Below are 17,241 nucleotides of genomic sequence, written 5' to 3'. Positions count from 1 at the left end.
TGGTGACGATCACCATCCACGGCACCAACGACGCGGCCGTCATCACCGGCACGGCGAACGGCGCAGTGACCGAGGCCGGCGGCGTGGCCAACGCCATTCCCGGGACGCCGACGGCGAGCGGCGATCTCAACGACACCGATGTCGACAATGCGACCGACAGCTGGCAGACGGCTCCCGCCGGCACGGCAAGCACCGGCGGCCTCGGCACCTATCAGCTCGGCGCCGACGGCCAGTGGACCTATACGCTCGACAACGGCAACGCCACGGTCCAGGCGCTCAATGTCGGCGACACGACCACCGACACCTTCACCGCTCATACCGCCGACGGCACCGCCCAGGTGGTGACGATCACCATCCACGGCACCAACGACGCGGCCGTCATCACCGGCACGGCGAACGGCGCAGTGACCGAGGCCAATGCGGCGCAGTCGACCGGCGGCACCCTGGTTGCCACTGATCCCGACAGCTCGAACGCCTTTGTCGTGCAGACCAACGTGGCCGGCAGCAACGGCTACGGCACGTTCTCGATCGACGCTACGGGTCACTGGACCTACGCCATGGGCAGCGCCCATAACGAGTTCGTGGGCGGCACCGACTACACCGACAGCATCACGGTGGCGACGGCTGACGGCACCTCGCAGGTCATCACCGTCACCATACACGGCACCAACGATGCACCTGTAGTAGATCTGAACGGCGCTTCAGCTGGATTCTCGACGACCTTGAACTATACAGCTGGATCCGCCGCTACCGCCATCGCCCCAGCAGCGACGATAACGGACATCGACTCCGCCAATTTCGGCGGCGGCTCGCTCACTGTCGGGTTCACGGCAAACGGCGCGGTCACGGACCAGTTGACCATCCAGAATCAAGCCCCCGGCGCTGGCCAGATCACCGTCAGCGGCAACAGTGTGAGCTATGGTGGCACACTCATTGGTACCTTCACCGGCGGCACGAACGGGTCGAATCTGGTCGTGAGCTTCAATGCCGCTGCTACGCAGGTGGCAGCGCAGGCCCTTGCCGATCATATCCTCTATGCGAACGCAACCAGCGCCACCATCGCCAAGACGGTGACCTACACGTTGGTGGATGGAGACGGTACGGCCAATGGAGGCGCGGATACCAGTAGCGTTGCCGCGACGATCAACGTGACGGGTGGCGATACCACGCCGCCCAATATTACTTTAATCAGCGGTGTTCAGGGGAACAACAACGCGCCGAGCACGCTCGTTGTCACATTTAGCGAAGTGGGGATGAACCACTCATTCTTCGATTCAACAAAGCTGGCGCTGTCGAACAGCGTACTCCTGGTCTCGACCACGGGCACATGGGGCATAACGACCGATGGCGGCGGCAACACAGTTGATACGTATACTCTCCTAGTGACCAAGCCCAATAACGGCACAACCTACACGGCAACTTTTGCCTCAGGGGCCTTCAAAGACGGCGCGGGCAATCTCAGCACCGGCGCCAGCCAAGGCACCCTTAAGCCCGCCGGCACCTCCGGCGAGCCCATCAACCTTGCCCTCACCGACCCATCACATGAGGGCGCGCTCATCGCCGTCACGGTGAAGGACGTGCCTTCGGGCTGGACCATCGATGGCGCGACCCATAATGCCGACGGAAGCTGGACGATCCAGACCAACGACCTGCACGGGCTGACCGTTACCACGCCGGCCAGTTTCACCGGGGCAGCCGTGCTCGATGTCGAGATGACCTGGATCAATGCCGACGGCACCACGGGCACCGCATCGATCGCCGATAATGTCGAGGCCTACGCACCGGGTTCGCCGATCTTTGCCTGGTCCGGCGACGACGTGCTGACCGGCTCGCACGGCAACGATCTCTTCGTCTTCTCGCAACCGATTGGCGCCGACACGGTGCACAATTTCGATGCCGCGGCCGACCAGATCGATCTCATCGGCTATAACGGATTGGCGGACTTCGCCGACCTCCAGACGCATATCGCCGACGATGCCAACGGCAATGCGGTGATCGCACTCGGCGACGGACAGTCGATCACGCTGGACGGCGTGCATTCGGGCGCACTCACAGCCAGCAATTTCGTGTTCGACCAGACGCCGGTGGTCAACAATTCAGGCACCATGACGATCGGCGACGGCGCGTTGCTGCCGCTCAGCGGCATTCTCAACAATAGCGGCCTCATCTCGCTCGACTCGACCGGCGGCGATACGCTGCTGCAGGTCATCCAGCACGGCGTGACCTTGCAGGGGGGCGGGCAGATCCTGCTGTCCGACAGCGCCGCCAACATGATTTCCGGCACAGGGCCGGACGTCACTCTGGTCAACGTCGACAACACGATCTCGGGCTCCGGCCAGCTGGGCGGCGGCATGCTCAGCCTCGACAACCAGGGCACCATTATCGCCACCGGCTCGCACGCGCTGGTCATCGATACCGGTGGCAGCGTCGTCACCAACTCCGGAACGCTCGAGGCAACGGGTTCTGGCGGCTTGACGGTCGCCGGCGGCCTGGCGAATTCAGGCATGCTCTGGGCCAATGGCGGCGACATCGTGATCCACGGCCAGGTTACCGGCGACGGCGATGCCACCATCGGCAATTTGTCGAAGCTGGAATTCGGCGGCGCCTCGTCGACGGACGTCACCTTCGGACACGACGCTGCCGGCACGCTGCAACTCGACGATTCCTTCGACTACAGCGGACGGATCGGCGGCATCACCAATGACGACAGGCTGGACCTCGGCGATATCCTGTTCGGCGTGGGGACTACGGCCGTCTATCAGGCAAATCAGGATGGCAGCGGCGGAACGCTGACCGTTTCGGACGGCACCCACGGCGCCGCGCTGCATCTGGTCGGCAATTATGATGCGAACGCCTTCAAGCTTGCCGATGACGGCCAGGGTCATACCGTCGTTTCGTACAATCCGGCGGAATTCACGCTGACCGGCATCGGCAATGGAGCGATTTCAAGTGACTTCGTGGTGTGAGCGAAAAGGGCCGCCGGCTATGGCGGCTCCCTGACCTGACGTGTATCGAGTGGGGTTCTGGAAGTGGATAGCAAGTCTCGAATTGTGAAGGATGCGCTTCGGGCATGCCGCCGCTATTTCCTGGTTGCGGCGGCATTCAGCCTGGCGATCAACCTGCTCTACCTCGCTTCCCCCCTCTACATGCTGCAGATCTATGACCGGGTTGTCACCAGCGGCAGCGAAACCACGCTGGTGATGCTGACCCTGGTGTTGCTGGCAGCCTTCCTTTCGCTGGCGGGTCTCGACCTGGTCCGCGCCTGGATCCTGACGCGTGCCAGCGCCCGGCTCGACCGTCTGCTTTCGGCAAAGATCCTCGCCGCGTCCGTCGAGGCCCCATCGCCCGGTTCCTCGCCGAGCCAGCCGATCCGCGACTTCGATACGTTCAGGCAGGTCATCACCGGCAGTGGCATCCACGCTTTGTTCGATCTGCCATGGTCGCCCATCTACATCGGCATCATCTTCCTGCTGCATCCGTGGCTCGGCTTCTTCGCACTGGGCTGCTCGCTGCTCCTGATCGGCATGGCCGTGCTCAACGAGTATCTCGTGCGCTCGCCGCTGAAGCAGGCCAACGAGCTGGCGACGAACAACTATAACTTCACCGAGATGAGCCTCAGGAACTCCGAAGTCGTTCGCGCCATGGGGATGATCGACGGTCTCATCCGCCGCTGGGGGCGCGACCGCAACCTCGCGCTGCGGCGCCAGGCGGAGGCAAGCGACCGTGCCGCCTTGATGTCGGGCCTCATCCGGTTCCTGCGGCTCACCATGCAATCGCTGATCCTCGGCCTCGGCGCCTATCTGGTCATCGAACGGCAGATTACCGGCGGCACCATGTTCGCGGCGAGCCTCCTGCTGGGCAGGGGGTTGCAGCCTGTCGAGCAGATCGTCGGCCTCTGGCGCAGCCTGATCCTGGCGCGGGCAGCGTTGGCAAGGGTCGAGAGGCTGGTCGACGGGGGCGCGCGCAACGAAAGAGCGTTCAACCTGCCGAAGCCCAGCGGCATGATTTCCGTCGAGCAGGTAAGCTTTGCAATTCAAAGCCAGCAGAAAGTGCTTCTGCGCGACGTGTCGTTTCGGTTGGAAGCAGGCGAGGCGCTCGGAATCGTTGGCCCCTCCGGCGCCGGCAAGTCGACCCTGGCGCGCCACCTTGCCGGCGTCATGCAACCCAGTCGCGGCACAGTCAGGCTGGATGGCGCCGACCTGTCGCAATGGGGGCACGACGCATTAGGTGATCACATCGGCTACCTGCCGCAAGATATCGAACTCTTCTCCGATACCGTCGCCGCCAACATTGGGCGCTTCAAGACCAATGTCGACCACGAGGTGATCGAGGCCGCGCGGCTCGCCGGCGTACACGAGATGATTATCCGCCTGCCGCAGGGCTACGAGACGCAGATCGGGGAGGGCGGCGCCGTGCTGTCGGGAGGATATCGGCAACGGATTGCTCTTGCCCGGGCGGTGTTTGGAACGCCGAAACTGATCATTCTCGACGAGCCGAGTTCCAATCTCGACGCCGATGGCGATCGCGCGCTGAGCGACTGCGCGATCGAGCTCAAGCGCCGCGGCAGCACTGTTATCATCGTCTCGCACCGGCCCTCGACCTTGGCGAATGTCGACAAGATCCTGCTGTTGCGCGATGGCGCCGTCGAGGCGTTCGGCATGAGAAACGAGATCGTGGCGCTGCTCAACCAGCGCGCGGCTCCAATGGCGGTGGCGACCCAATGAGCTGTGGTCGGAGAGATCGATGAGCGACAGTGCCCTCACTTACCATAGCCTGCCTGGCGAGTCCGGCATCCTGGCTCCGGATTCCATCCGGGTGCCGGCCTATATTGGCCTGCTGATCATAATGGCCTTTTTCGGCATTTTCGGCGGCTGGGCGGCCTTTGCCCCTCTGAACGGTGCCGTGCTCGCCGATGCCATCGTCAAGGTGGAAGGCAATCGCAAGAGCGTCCAGCACTTCGACGGCGGTACGGTGAAGGAGATCCGCGTTAAGGATGGCGACGTCGTCAGGAAGGGCGACATAATGCTGAAGCTGGACGACACCAGGATTCGGTCCGAGTTCAATCTCTATGCCCAGCAATATGCACTGTTGCGCGCAACCGATGCCAGGATCCGTGCCGAATTGGACGGCAGCCAGGCGGTTGCCTTTCCCAAGGACATCCTCAAGGAGCACCAGGACTACCTCAAGGACGCAATGGCAAACCAGATCACCGACCTGGAAAGCCAACGCGCCTCGATGGCCGGCGCAAGGCAGATCCTCGAACGGCGCATTGCGGAGCTCGAGGAGCAGATACGGGGCAAGCAGTCTCGGGTCGAATCCTACCGGGCCCAGCTCAAATCGACGATCGGCGAGAAGGCCAGCCTGTCGAAGCTGCTCAAGGCCGGTTTGACGACCCGCCCACGCATCCTTGAACTGGAAAGGTCGGCCTCGGATTTGCAGGGCTTGATCGACGATAATCTCGGCGCCATCGGCGGCACCCTACAGAGCAAAGCCGAACTCGAGAGCCAGATCGCACAATTGACCAATGAGCGCCGGACCAAGTTGTCGGCCATGCTGATCGATACGCAATCGAACCTGTCCGACCTCATACCCAAGATGTTCGCCGCCCAAGCCGCCATGGACCGGGCCGAAGTGCGTGCGCCCTATGATGGCCAAGTGATGGATCTCAGCGTTTTCTCGATCGGTGCGATCGTGGCGCCGGGCCAGACCATCCTTGACATCGTGCCGACCGAGAATTCACTGATCGTCCAGGCACAGGTTCGCGTCGAGGATATATCGAACCTGCGTCCCGACATGGCCGCCGAAGTTCGTTTCACATCATACAAGCAGCGTTCGATACCCATAATTCATGGACGCGTCGCCCGCATTTCGGCGGATCGCATTACCGACACCAAGACCGGCTTTCCCTATTATCTCGCGGACGTAGCGGTCGATCCGGTGGAATTGGCCGCAGCCCCACAGATCGCGCTTTATCCGGGCATGCCGGCGTCAGTCATGATCGTTACCGAGCAACGCACGGCGCTCGACTACATTCTAGGCCCGCTGGTTGTGTCGTTCCACTCAGCGTTTCGCCAGAAATGACGGATCAGTCCATTACCGCATGCGGCGAGAACTCCCGTTAACAATCGCGAAGAATACGTGTCTCCGCGTTGCGGCGCGCCTGCCATCTTGTGAAAAATCGAGGAGACAGTCGGATATAAGTGCGGCGTAGTGCGCGCTGAATTCGTTCAGCCGCTTGCCAAGCTCACTATCGAAGGCCCTATGCTGTCTCGAGTGATGTCGACCGTCGCAAGGGTGACAGGCAGCTTAAACCGTCGCGGGCCAGCGCTGCCCGGATTCAAATAAAGCACGCCATCCACTGTCTCCATCCCCGGCACATGCGAGTGACCGGACACGATCAAATCGATGCCCTGGGCAATCGGGTCGATCTGCAGCGTCTTGAGATCATGAAGCACGTAGATTGCTCGCCCGGCAAGACGTACGAGCTCGGTTTCCGCGTATGGCAGCGCCCAGCCACCGGTGTCTACGTTTCCTCTGATCGCGGTAACCGGCGCGATACAGCGAAGCGCCGTAATGATCTCAGGGCGACCGATGTCCCCTCCATGAATGATGTGGTCGACCCCGGCCAGGCAACGCGCCGCCTCCGGCCTCAGCAAGCCGTGCGTGTCCGAGATGACGCCAATTCTGAATGCCATGGCTCTGCCACTAGACGGTGAGGGTGGTGAAATCCGTTGCGATAAGGCTGTTCGCAAACGCCTGAACGGCTTCCGCGAGAATTTCTTCGTCGGAGTACCGGCCGGAGATGTGCGTAAGAACGAGCTGCTTTACATCGCTGGTCGCTGCCAGCGACGCTGCCTCCGCGGCTGTCAGATGTCCGTAGTCGCGCGCCATCGCTGCATCTCGTTGCAGGAATGTGGCTTCGATGATAAGCAGGTCGGCGCCGCTCACCTTGTCGACCAATCCATCAGTGGTTTCGGTGTCGCCTACAATGACCAGCTTCTTGCCAGCCTCGGGTGGTCCGAGGACTGCTTCGGGAGCAATCGTTCGGCCGTCGGGGAGAGAAATTGAGCGGCCTTCGGCCAAATCCTTCCGGATCGGACCGTCTGGCACACCGAGAGCTGCCAAGCGGTCCGAACGGAGGTGACGACGCGCCGGCGTCTCGAAGACGAAGCCATAGCTGTCGGTGTCGCGATGGCGAACTTGAAAGCAATCGACGGTGAACTCATCCACCTCGAACACGCGTCCGGGGGCAAGCGGCACGAGTTGCAGCGGGATCGGCGCGCGTCCCTCACCCCAAAGGCCAGCGAGCATGCGGGCGACGACGTCAAGAGTGTCTGCGCTACCATAAATGGTCACATGGTTCTTGCTCTGCCGGAGCCGAAGCGTCGAGAACAAGCCTGGAATCCCGAGCACGTGGTCGAAATGCGCGTGCGTGAGGAGCAGGCGATCAAGTCGCCTGAATCCGGCGCCGCTGCGCAGAAGCTGACGCTGGGTGCCTTCCCCGCAATCGACCAGCACCCGTTGACTGCCGGCTTCAACGAGCAGCGCCGGGTGATTGCGCTCGGCCGAGGGCACGCTGGCCGAGGTCCCGAGGAAGATAAGCTTGAAGGTCATGCGAGCAGTCTACCTCGCGGGCAACGAGACCTCAAAGCGGGCGAAGGAGCGGTCCTTGATAGACGTTCGCTAGCCGGCTTGGAGCGACAAAAGAGTGAGCGTGAGCGCATTCGGCATCGCGTGTCGCGTATCGCGCCAGATTATAGGCAGTGAGATAGCTCACAATCTTCTCCGATCCCTCTTCAAGAGGGCTGCGTTACACCAGCACCTTTGCTCAAGAGAACGGACAGCCAAGGCCCTCGTGTGGAAAGGGCAACGCTTCACGCTTGCGGGAGCTGAGCCACTGTGGGGCGGATGACTCACTGTCAGGGCCTCAGGAACCGAAAGGCGAAGCGATCGGTCTTGCCCTTGATCGAAGGATCGAACACCTTGCTCGAGTGCGGATCGTCCTTATTCGCCAGCATGGTGCTTTCCGCGTCCAGGACGAAACCGGCCGCCTCCACCTCCTCGCGAACGGATGCAGGCTCGATCCGATGTAGCGACTGTGCCTCGCTCGTGCCGGCCCCGACGGCGGCGGCGTGGTCCACGATAACGTAGGAACCACCGGGCTTCAGCCGCTCATAGACGGCTCGATTGAAGTCGGCTGCCGTCGCGCCCCTGGCCTGAATCAAAGCGGTGTGGAGATCGTGGTAGAACAGATGCAGCCATATAACATCCGCTGGCTGCGTGACCTCCGGCATCGCCACAAGGTCCGCCGAGACGGCTTCGATGTTCTCTCGGCCCGGCTCCTTCGCGAGCGTCCGCATGCGGCCGACCGGATCGTCCTTGAAGTGGGCCACTTCGGCCGGCACGAAGCTGTAGACACGTCCTTGGGGTCCCACGATGTCTGAGAAGACGCGGGTCCAGTCGCCGTTGCCCGGGTAGACGTCGATGACGGTGAAGCCCGCATCTGTGCGTGCGAACCGGATCAACTCGGATAGCTTGGATTGGTCGTACATCGAGATCTCCTTTCGATTGAGCATTCGACGAGCGCCAGCGTGCGAGGGGGCGATCCACGGCTGATCCGCCGTCTACCCCATTCGATGGCCGCAGACGGCAAGCGCTACGCCGATCCGGACGCGTCCATCTGCGAGGCGCGTGCCAGTGCTTGTGTGTCGACGTATTCCCGGATGTTGGTCAATCTGCCGTCCCGGACCGTGATGGCGAAGATCCAGTCGTCCTCGAACGTCTTGTTCGTGGCTTTGATCCTTCCCCTCCCGGAGCCGACGACCAAAACCCGGCCGATCGCGGCGAAGAAGTCCCTCACGGTCTGGATGGTCTTCTCGACAGTCATGGGAATTTCCTATTTCGCACGGACCGGATCACGCTCGGTCCGGTCCGTGCGTCGTGACCCTGCCGGTGGGCACGTCGTGTTCATCGGTCGAACTTGACCAGGTCCTTGAAGATCAGATGACCCCAGCTATTTCCGCGCGCCTGGACCAGCAGCCCACCTTCCGAAAGCCCGCCAAGTTTGATCGGCGAGAAGTCGAGATTTTCCGCGAGCGTACCAATCTCCGCTGCGGCAGCGTCATCGTCGCTCGCCAGGAACACGACTCTCCTGCCGCCATGCACTGCTGAATCTTGGTCAAGGGTGGCAGCGCCCAAATGGTTGAAGCCCTTGACCAGTCGTCCACCGGGGAAAGCCTGCGCGATGAACTTGGAAGAAGGCTGTCCTCCCAGCTTCTCAGGGGGCACGCCGTAGGCATTGGTCACATCGACGATGGTCTTCCCCTTCCAGGTGGACAGCGCCTTCGCGACATCCGGATGCGACTCGAAACGGACTGCCAAAAAGATGATGTCCGCCCTGAGCGCGTCCGCCAGCTTTTTGGGGATGATCGTAGGCCCGATCGCGGCCGCGTCCGCGGCAAAGCTTTCCGGGTCGCGCGTGGTTGCGACGGATACCTCGATGCCCTTGCGAGCAAATGCCTTGGCGAGGGCTCGGCCGATATTGCCGAAGCCGATAATTGCGTAGCTCATGATGTTTCTCCGATCTTGTGTGATGCCGAGGTCAGACCTGGGCCATGCCTCCATCGACGGCGAAATCTACGCCGGTGATGTAAGAGCTTTCGTCAGAAGCAAGGAACGTGACGGCAGCCGCGATTTCCTCTGGCTTGCCCCTGCGACCCATTGGGATCTGTGAAGCAAACTGGGCGGCCGCTTGCTCGGCTTGCTCGGGGGTAAGACCCGTCGTTGTCGCTAATGCCGGGGTCTCGATTGGTCCGGGACTCATTGAATTCACGCGAATTTTGCGATCTTTCAGCTCCAGTGTCCAAGCGCGCGCGAAGTTTCGCACCGCCGCTTTACTCGCTGCGTAGGCGCTGAACCCTGGCAGCCCCAACACGTTGGAGACCGAAGAGGTCAGGATGATCGAACCGCCGTCACTGAATAGTGGAAGCGCCTTCTGTACCGTGAAAAACAACCACTTCACATTCACATCGAAGGTTTGGTCAAAATGGGCCTCAGTCGCTGCCGCGAGCGGTGCGATTGTCCCTGCGCCTGCGTTCGCGAAGAGAATGTCGATGTGGCCGTGTTTCTCTTTCACGACGGCATAGACCCGGTCCAGATCCTCCAAGCGCGACACGTCGCCTGCGACCGTCGTAACGTTTCTCTCGATGAAGGCCGCGGCCTCCTTCAGCTCTTTCTCTCGTCGCCCGGTGATCACGACGTGCGCGCCTTCTTCAACGAAGCGCTTGGCTGTCGCCAAGCCGATCCCGCTGCTTCCGCCGGTGATGACGGCGACCTTATTTTCCAACTTTTTCATGATCTTCTATCCTTCGTTGTGTGAGCCAGACGCGGGAACGCGCCGGCGTCAGAGTTGCGCCAGGCCGCCATCGACGGCGACCTCGCTGGCAGTCATGAAGCTGCTGTCCGACGACGCGAGAAAGGCAGCCACCGCCCCAATTTCCGCCGGATCGGCCATGCGCTGGAGCGGAGTCATCGAGGCGAAGACCTTCTGTCCTTCCTCGCCCAGCGCTTCCTTCGCGAGTTCGGTCGCCGTCGCCCCGGGCGACAGCACGTTTACGCGGATACCGGTGCCCTTCAGGTCCTCCGCCCAGGTCCGCGCGAGGTTGCGCACTGCCGCCTTGCTCGCGCTGTAGGCAGTGAACCCCGGTGCGCCCGTGGTGCCGGCGCTCGATCCGGTCACGATGATCGAACCCCCCGGGCCCATCAGCGGCAGCGCCTTTTGGACCGTGAAGATCGTACCCTTCACATTGGTGTCGAAGGCTTCGTCAATGTGCTCGGCGGTGATCTGGCCGAGCGGAAGCGGGCCTCCAGCCCCGGCATTGGCGAAGACGATGTCGAGGCTTCCGCGTTCGGCCTTCACCGCAGCGTAGAGCCGGTCGAGGTCGGCCTCATCCGAGACCGAGCCTTTCACCGCGCGGGCATTGGGCCCGAGGTCCGCCACAGCGGCGTCGAGCGCTTGCTGCCGGCGGCCGAAGATGAAGACGAAGGCGCCTTCCTCGATGAAGCGCTTTGCAGCGGCGCGGCCGATGCCGGTAGCGCCGCCGGTGATCACGGCGGTCTTTCCATTCAGTCTGTTCATGTCGTGCGTCCTTCGTTTCGCCATCTCGGGTCTTTGGCTGTACGGTGGGTCAACCCGAGAGCCTGAACATGGGATCGCCGAAGTCGGGCGGTGAGTGCGGAATCGCGCACATCGGTGGTGCGAAAACGATCCACCCTGACGATTGAACGCCGCAACAGTCGCGCGCATTACAGCTCGGCGTGCTAGAATGGGCTTCGGAAGGCGCAGCTGGCGGCGCGGGAATGCACCATGATTGACTGGGATGACGTTCGCTACTTTCTTGCCGCCGCGCGCGGCGGCTCGGTGCGGGCTGCCGCCGAGCGCCTCGGCGTGTATCACTCGACCGTGCTGCGACGCATCGCTCAACTTGAGGAACGCCTCGGGGCGCAGATGTTCGAAAAGCTGCCTTCGGGCTACCGCCTGACGGCTGCGGGCGAGGAGGTCCTCGAGCTCGCGAACCAGATGGAAGGGTCGTCGCACCAGCTGGAGACGCGTGTCTTCGGTCGCGACCAGAGCGCGCGCGGGCTTTTGCGGGTGACAGTTCCACCGTTCCTCGCCACACACCTGCTCATGCCGGATCTCGCCGACTTCGCGCGTATGCATCCGGACATCGAGATGGAAATCTTGACCACTGGCGAGGTGGCGAATCTGACTAACCGAGAGGCCGACGTCGCGATCCGCATTGTCGCCGACCGCAAGACCCTGCCGCTCAATCTTCACGGCCTGAAGGGACCGGAGGTGTTCAGCGGCGTCTACATGTCTCGCGATCGACTACCCGCGTTGCGTGCGGGCACGCCTGATCCCCTCCGGTGGATCGCAATAGACAATCATGGAATTCCGGACTGGGCGCGCGAGGGAGAAGTTCACATCACGGGAGCTCCGTTCAGGACTCCGGATGCCGAGACGCAGATCATCGCGGCGCAGCAAGGGATCGGGATGACGAAACTGCCGTGCTTTGTCGGAGATGCCGACCCCCTGCTCGTGAGGGTGCCGGGCACCAACCCGCCCATGCATGGGACACTCTGGATTCTCACGCAGGGGGAGACACGCAAGACGAAGCGCGTTCGGCTTTTCACGGAGTTCGTATCCCGCAGGCTCGCCGCGTACGCTCCGCTTATCGCAGGACTGTCCGTAACGCGTGACTAACGCCCGTCTGGGACTTGGCGGTTCGCTGCCCTTCATGAGACATTTCGGGATCTCGATCGTCCATCAAGATTTTGGGTTGGTTGCCCGCCAAGCCTCGTACTCTTCGGTCGCACTTGGGTGCAGCGGATAATAGCGTTGCAACGACCCGCCCTCCATGAGCTTCATGCGTGAGAACTCCTCCCAGTCGTGATGTTTCTGGGATTCTTCGATCACCTTCGCGGCCATCGCAACGGGTAGCACCACCACCCCATCATCGTCGGCGACGATGATGTCGCCGGGGATCACGGTGACACCGCCGCAGGCAATCGGAACGTTGACGGCATTGGGATAAATGCTGGTTTGCACATGGTAGTTGGGCGTCCAGCCGCGCAGCCATAGGGCCAGATCGAGCTTTTCGACATTGGGCCGGTCGCGCATGCAGCCGTCGATGACGATGCCCGCGCCGCCTCTGCCCTTGAAATACGTCGACATCATATCGCCGAAGACGCCCGAACTCATGTCGCCGCGCGCATCGACCACGACCACATCCCCTTCCTGTGCGTGGTACAGCACATGCCGGTGCAGCTGTGTTTCCGGATCGGCATATTCTCCCTCGTTGAAAAGATCGGGCCGCTGCGGCAGGAACTGCAGCGTCAGCGCCGGCCCGACGATCGATCTCCCGTGGTTCTGCGCCACCGGGCCGACCATATGCGGATTGCGGAAGCCCATATGGCCAAGCGTGCCGGCAACCGTCGCGGCGCCGATCTCCTTTAGCGCGTCGATCAGATCCTTCGGCGGCCGCGTGATGTCGGAAGTATGCGTCATTGTGGACTCCGATTGAAAGGGAACTACCAGTTCGTGACAGAACCATCGCGGCGCTTGAGGTGGGGCGCTTCCCAGAAACGGAAGCTCTGCGCCTGGACGGCCTCTTCGTTGACCTCGACGCCGAGCCCCGGCAGATCGCCCACCGGGTAGTCGGGGCCGTCGAGCCGTGGTTGCACCGGGAAAAATTCGGAATTGTCGAAGCCGAGCCTTGCTTCGGGGGCCCTGGTTTCGAGCCACGCGAAGTTGGGGACCGCGGCGGCCAGATGCACGGTCGCGGCCGTGCACACTGGACCAAGCGGATTGTGCGGCATCAGGTCCACATAGTGTGCCTCGCTCCAGCCAGCGATTTTCATTGCCTCGGTGAACCCGCCGGCATTGCAGATATCGAGCCGGTTGAACTGGTGGATGCCGCGCTCGATATAGGGCAGGAACTGCCACTTGCTGGCAAATTCCTCGCCAATGGCGAAGGGGATGTCGGTCATCGTGCGGAGGGATTCGTACGCTTCTGGCGTCTCGTCGCGTATCGGCTCCTCGAGAAAATCGAGCACGCCGCGGTCGAGCTTGTTGCAGAAGCTCGCCGCCTCCGCCACCGACAGCCGATGATGATAGTCGATGCCGAGGACGACATCGTTACCCAGCGCCCGGCGCGCCTTGTTCAGCATGGTCGCGGTAGCGCCGATCGACTCGCGTGGCTCGAAAACATCCCTGCTGTTTTGCCCGACGGGAAAGAAGCGGATCGCCTGCCAGCCTTGTGCGCGCAGTTCGCGGGCCCGCTCGATGGCAACATCGCCCTCGGCCTCGTCTCCGGTCGAGGCGAAGGTGGGGATCCGGTCGCGCTGCTTGCCGCCCAGCAATTCGTAGACCGGCACCCCCAGCGCCTTGCCCTTGATATCGTGGAGGGCGATATCGATGGCCGAAATAGCTGCCTGCAGAACCCGACCGCCTTCGAAATACTGGCTGCGATAAACCTCCTGCCAGATCCGCCCGATCTGCATGGGATCGCGGCCGATGAGAAACTCGCGATAGTGCTCGACCGCGCCGGCCACGGCCTTCTCGCGGCCGCTCAGGCCGCTCTCGCCCCAACCGAAAATGCCCTGGTCGGTCTCGACCTTGACCAGCATCTGATTGCGCGTTCCCACCCATGCCGGATAGGGTTTGATCGCCGTGATCTTAAGTTTCGTAGTCATCCACGCCCATGTCCCACACGCATCCGCCCTGTCTCAGTTGGCCTCGAGAGCCATCTCGGTTTCACCGTCGAACAGATGCATCCGCTCCTGGTCGAACTCGAGCCAGATACGCTCGTCGGGCGCGACGGCAATGTTGGGCGGCACGCTGACGTTGACGATGGCACCGGACAGGAACGCCTGCACGAAGGTGACGTCTCCGGTTGGTTCCACCGTGTAGACCTTGGCCGGGATGCCGCCTTGCACGGCGCTCTTGTGCAGCTTGATCGTCGAGTGGCGTGCGCCGAGCACGATTTTCTTGGTCGTTGCCCCCGTGACCTTCTGGACGTTGCGCGGCGAGAGCCCGAGGCTCCAGCCCTCCGCGCTGGTCAGCACGGTGTTGCCGTTTGCCGTCGATGTCTCCAGAGGAATGAGGCTCATTGCCGGGCTGCCGATGAAGCTGGCGACGAACATGTTCACCGGATGGGCAAAGACCTGCGCCGGTGAATCGTATTGCTGCAGGAAGCCGCCATTCATCACCGCCATCTTGTCGGCCATGGTGACGGCTTCGAGCTGGTCGTGCGTCACATAGATGATCGTCGCCTTGAGGTCCTGGTGGAAGCGCTTGATCTCCGACCGCATCTGTACGCGCAGTTTCGCGTCGAGGTTGGAGAGCGGCTCGTCCATGAGAAACACCGCGGGATCGCGCACGAGCGCACGGCCCAGCGCCACACGCTGCTGCTGCCCGCCCGAAAGTTCGCGCGGCTTGCGCTCGAGCAAGTGCGTCATGTCGAGCACGCGCGCCGCTTCCTTGACCTTCTTGTCGATCTCGTCCCTGGGCAGTTTGCGCATCTGTAGCGGGAACGCGAGGTTCATGTAGACCGACTTTTGCGGATAGAGCGCGTAGTTCTGGAACACCATTGCGATGTCCCGGTCCTTGGGGTCGAGATCGTTGACCACCTGGTCGCCAATGAGGATGTCGCCCGATGTGATCGGGGTCAGCCCGGCAACGAGATTGAGCGTGGTCGTCTTTCCGCAGCCTGAAGGGCCGACAAGCGCAACGAACTCGCCGTCGTTGACCGTCAGTGAAACGTCGTTGACGGCCTTGAAGCCGCCATAGGTCTTGACGAGATCTTTGAGGACCACGTGGGCCATCGGCAACTCCCTAATGCTTGACCGCGCCTTCTGTCAGGGCGCGTACGAAGTATCGCTGCAGGACGAGGAACAGCACCACGACAGGCACGCTCATCATGAAGCTCGCCGCCATCAGTCCCGGAAAGTCCGTCGTGTTTTCCGAGAAGAAGCGCTGGATGCCGACCGGCAGGGTCAACTGTTCATTTTTGGAGAGGAACGTGTAGGCGTAGATGTACTCGTTCCACGCGCCGATGAAGGAATAGATCGCGGTGGCGATGATCCCCGGCGTCGAGAGCGGCATCACGATCATGATGAAGGCCTGGAACCGTGTTGCCCCATCGATACGCGCCGCCTGCTCGAGCTGCACCGGGATGTTGTCGTAAAAACCCTTGAGCAGCCAGATCGCCAGGGGCAGGCCGAAGGTGAGATAGGTCAGGATCAGCGAGCCATGCGTGTTCACCAGCCCGATCGCACGCATCAGGATGAAGAGCGGCACGAGAAAGATCACCGCTGGGAACATGTTGCGCAGCAGCACGGCGAAGAACAGGAAGTTCCGGCCGGGGAAGGTGAAGCGCGAAAACGCGTAGGCCGCGGGGACGGCAACGATCACCGAAAGGATTGTCGTGACGGTCGACACGAACAGGCTGTTCCAGAAGAAGCGCAGGAAGTCCTGGCCGACGCTGTTCTGCGGATCGAGCAGCTTCTTGTAGCTGGCAAGCGTAGGCTCGTTTGGCCACCATTGCGGCGGGAACTGCGTCGCCGCGAAGCCGGACTTGATCGAGGTGATCAGCATCCAGATCATCGGCACCGCGGTGTAAATCAGCATGAACAAGAGGAAGATGCGCCCGGCCCAGCGCCATCCGTCGACGCGCATGCGGCGATGGGGCCGGCCTCGGGAGGCTGTCTCTGCAAGCGTGCTCATGTGCTCCCCTCTTTCCGCTCGTTGCCGCTCAGCGCCCGGACGTAGAAATAGCCCAGCGTCATCAGGATGAGGAACAGGAGCACCGAATAAGCCGATGCCACGCCCCAGCGCTGGCGGCCGAAGGCGAGCTCATAGATGTGGGTTATCCAGATATGCGATGCGTTCGACGGCCCGCCTGCGGTCATGATCCAGGGGATGATGAAGGAATTGAAGTTGGCCACCGCGAGCAGCAGGATCGTCACCACCGAGACGTTGCGCAAGTGCGGGAAAGTGACGTGCCAGAAGCGCTGCCATGCATTGGCCCCGTCGACCTTGGCGGCCCGCAACAATTGCTCGGGGACTGTCTGCAGGCCGGCCATCATCATGATCATGGCAAACGGAAACTCGCGCCAGATATTGACGACGATCAGGGAGGGCAGCACCGTGCTGACGTTGTCGATGAAATTGGGTGGCCGGTCAGTCAATCCGAGGCCGACCAGCACCGCGCCGATGATGCCGAAATCCGAATGGTAGATCCACTTCCAGATATAGGAGGCGGCAACGGCGCTGATCACCCAGGGAATGATCAGGATGGCGCGCAGGACGCCGCGGCCGACAAAGTCTCGGTGCAGCGCCAGCGCCGTGGCAAACCCCAGGACAAAGGAGATGAAAGTGGATCCGAATGTCCAGATCAGGGTGTTCCAGGTTACTTTCCAGAACACATCACTGGTGAGGATGGTGGTGTAATTGTCGAAGCCGATGAAGGTCTTGTCGCGGAGCTGCAGACCGGGCGGCGTCTTATAGAACGACAGCTCGATCGTGTAGTAGATCGGATAGGCGATGACGACGAGCATCACGGCGATCGCCGGGAGCACGTATGCGTAGTCGGCGCGATGGGCCCAGATGTTCCGCAATGCGCCTGACCCGCCGGGTTGCGATTTTCGGCGAGCCTCGGCCTTGCCGGTCACGATCGTCAC

The 17,241-nt window shown here is 62.0% G+C and carries 15 protein-coding genes and 1 pseudogene; 4 read left to right on the top strand and 12 right to left on the bottom strand.

Annotation, left to right across the window (positions count from 1 at the left end):
* The 3 genes from LB557_RS31760 to LB557_RS11725 all read left to right on the top strand — a co-directional run.
* The coding region (locus LB557_RS31760) for a VCBS domain-containing protein (protein WP_318013348.1) at positions 1-2,966 on the top strand (2,966 nt) is incomplete at its 5' end.
* 63 nt (positions 2,967-3,029) lie between these two features.
* Entirely contained in the window at positions 3,030-4,724 is a 1,695-nt protein-coding gene (locus LB557_RS11730; RefSeq protein ID WP_224595241.1) for a type I secretion system permease/ATPase, read from the top strand.
* Positions 4,725-4,743: 19 nt separating this feature from the next.
* Positions 4,744-6,081 (top strand): HlyD family type I secretion periplasmic adaptor subunit, encoded by a 1,338-nt coding sequence (locus LB557_RS11725; protein WP_140823530.1) that lies wholly within the window; start codon positions 4,744-4,746, stop codon positions 6,079-6,081.
* 146 nt (positions 6,082-6,227) lie between these two features.
* Here LB557_RS11725 and LB557_RS11720 read toward each other — a convergent pair whose 3' ends face one another.
* From LB557_RS11720 to LB557_RS11690, 7 genes and pseudogenes are all read right to left on the bottom strand, one after another.
* On the bottom strand, positions 6,228-6,695 hold the full coding sequence (locus LB557_RS11720) for a metallophosphoesterase family protein (protein ID WP_224644125.1): 468 nt from the start codon (positions 6,693-6,695) through the stop codon (positions 6,228-6,230).
* A 10-nt stretch (positions 6,696-6,705) separates the two neighbouring features.
* On the bottom strand, positions 6,706-7,614 hold the full coding sequence (gene rnz / locus LB557_RS11715) for a ribonuclease Z (RefSeq protein WP_224644124.1): 909 nt from the start codon (positions 7,612-7,614) through the stop codon (positions 6,706-6,708).
* A 305-nt stretch (positions 7,615-7,919) separates the two neighbouring features.
* Entirely contained in the window at positions 7,920-8,552 is a 633-nt protein-coding gene (locus LB557_RS11710) for a class I SAM-dependent methyltransferase (protein WP_224644123.1), read from the bottom strand.
* 104 nt (positions 8,553-8,656) lie between these two features.
* A pseudogene (locus tag LB557_RS11705) lies at positions 8,657-8,845 on the bottom strand (nuclear transport factor 2 family protein); the annotation flags it as partial.
* A gap of 122 nt (positions 8,846-8,967) precedes the next feature.
* Positions 8,968-9,570, bottom strand: coding sequence for an NADPH-dependent F420 reductase (locus tag LB557_RS11700; protein ID WP_224644122.1), 603 nt, complete (start codon positions 9,568-9,570; stop codon positions 8,968-8,970).
* A 31-nt stretch (positions 9,571-9,601) separates the two neighbouring features.
* On the bottom strand, positions 9,602-10,354 hold the full coding sequence (locus tag LB557_RS11695; RefSeq protein ID WP_224644121.1) for an SDR family NAD(P)-dependent oxidoreductase: 753 nt from the start codon (positions 10,352-10,354) through the stop codon (positions 9,602-9,604).
* Positions 10,355-10,402: 48 nt separating this feature from the next.
* Positions 10,403-11,137, bottom strand: a complete 735-nt coding sequence (locus LB557_RS11690) for an SDR family NAD(P)-dependent oxidoreductase (protein WP_140823524.1) — start codon at positions 11,135-11,137, stop codon at positions 10,403-10,405.
* Between the two features lie 228 nt (positions 11,138-11,365).
* On the opposite strand from LB557_RS11690, the gene LB557_RS11685 reads away from it, so the two are divergent.
* Complete coding sequence (locus tag LB557_RS11685) at positions 11,366-12,262, top strand: LysR family transcriptional regulator (RefSeq protein WP_224644120.1); 897 nt, start codon at positions 11,366-11,368, stop codon at positions 12,260-12,262.
* Positions 12,263-12,325: 63 nt separating this feature from the next.
* On the opposite strand, the gene LB557_RS11680 is transcribed toward LB557_RS11685, so the two are convergent.
* From LB557_RS11680 to LB557_RS11660, 5 genes are read right to left on the bottom strand one after another with little or no spacing between them, the layout of a single operon-like run.
* Positions 12,326-13,066 carry a ribonuclease activity regulator RraA gene (locus tag LB557_RS11680; RefSeq protein WP_224644119.1) on the bottom strand — a complete coding sequence of 247 codons (741 nt, stop codon included), beginning with the start codon at positions 13,064-13,066 and terminating at the stop codon, positions 12,326-12,328.
* Between the two features lie 23 nt (positions 13,067-13,089).
* Positions 13,090-14,253 (bottom strand): mandelate racemase/muconate lactonizing enzyme family protein, encoded by a 1,164-nt coding sequence (locus tag LB557_RS11675; RefSeq protein ID WP_140790622.1) that lies wholly within the window; start codon positions 14,251-14,253, stop codon positions 13,090-13,092.
* A 33-nt stretch (positions 14,254-14,286) separates the two neighbouring features.
* Complete coding sequence (locus LB557_RS11670) at positions 14,287-15,384, bottom strand: ABC transporter ATP-binding protein (RefSeq protein WP_224644118.1); 1,098 nt, start codon at positions 15,382-15,384, stop codon at positions 14,287-14,289.
* A 10-nt stretch (positions 15,385-15,394) separates the two neighbouring features.
* Entirely contained in the window at positions 15,395-16,285 is an 891-nt protein-coding gene (locus LB557_RS11665) for a carbohydrate ABC transporter permease (protein WP_015319199.1), read from the bottom strand.
* On the bottom strand, positions 16,282-17,241 hold the full coding sequence (locus LB557_RS11660; RefSeq protein WP_015319198.1) for a carbohydrate ABC transporter permease: 960 nt from the start codon (positions 17,239-17,241) through the stop codon (positions 16,282-16,284). The genes LB557_RS11665 and LB557_RS11660 overlap by 4 nt, the downstream gene beginning before the upstream one ends.

Origin of the sequence: Mesorhizobium sp. BR115XR7A (genome assembly GCF_020165315.1) — a bacterium.
In the GTDB taxonomy this organism is placed as follows: Bacteria; Pseudomonadota; Alphaproteobacteria; order Rhizobiales; family Rhizobiaceae; genus Mesorhizobium; species Mesorhizobium australicum.
Note: the sequence above shows the minus strand (reverse complement) of the source record. Positions and strands in the feature narration are given on the sequence as shown.